Source organism: Streptomyces composti (assembly GCF_012034205.1).
GTDB lineage: Bacteria > Actinomycetota > Actinomycetes > Streptomycetales > Streptomycetaceae > Streptomyces > Streptomyces composti.
On the sequence record NZ_JAATEM010000089.1, the window covers coordinates 1 to 517 of the forward strand.

Consider the following 517-nt stretch of genomic DNA (forward strand, 5'->3'; position numbering starts at 1 on the left):
GGTGTCCGGGTACTGGGCGTCGATCTCGCGCCGGACGCGCTTGAGGAACTCGTGGGTGGCGGGCAGGTTCTCGCAGTTGGTGCCCTCGGCCGCGTAGAGGTACGGCACCGCGTCGAGGCGGAACCCGTCGATGCCCAGGTCCAGCCAGAAGCGCAGGGCGGCCAGGATCTCCTCCTGCACGCGCGGGTTCTCGTAGTTGAGGTCCGGCTGGTGCGAGAAGAAGCGGTGGAAGTAGTACTGCTTGCGCACCGGGTCGTAGGTCCAGTTCGAGGCCTCGGTGTCGACGAAGATGATCCGCGCGTCGGGGTAGCCCTTGTCGTCGTCGGCCCACACGTAGAAGTCGCCGTAGGGCCCGTCCGGGTCCTTGCGCGACTCCTGGAACCACGGATGCTGGTCGCTGGTGTGGTTCATGACGAAGTCGATGATCACGCGCATGCCCCGCTGGTGGGCCGCGTCCACGAACTCCACGAAGTCGGCCAGGTCGCCGAACTCGGGCAGCACCGAGGTGTAGTCCGCC

Annotated in this window: 1 protein-coding gene; it reads right to left on the reverse strand. The window is 66.9% G+C overall.

The window, feature by feature from the left end; genetic code table 11:
• On the reverse strand, positions 1–517 hold a 517-nt coding region (locus tag HCJ93_RS29060), incomplete at both ends, for an alpha-amylase family glycosyl hydrolase (RefSeq protein WP_240968009.1).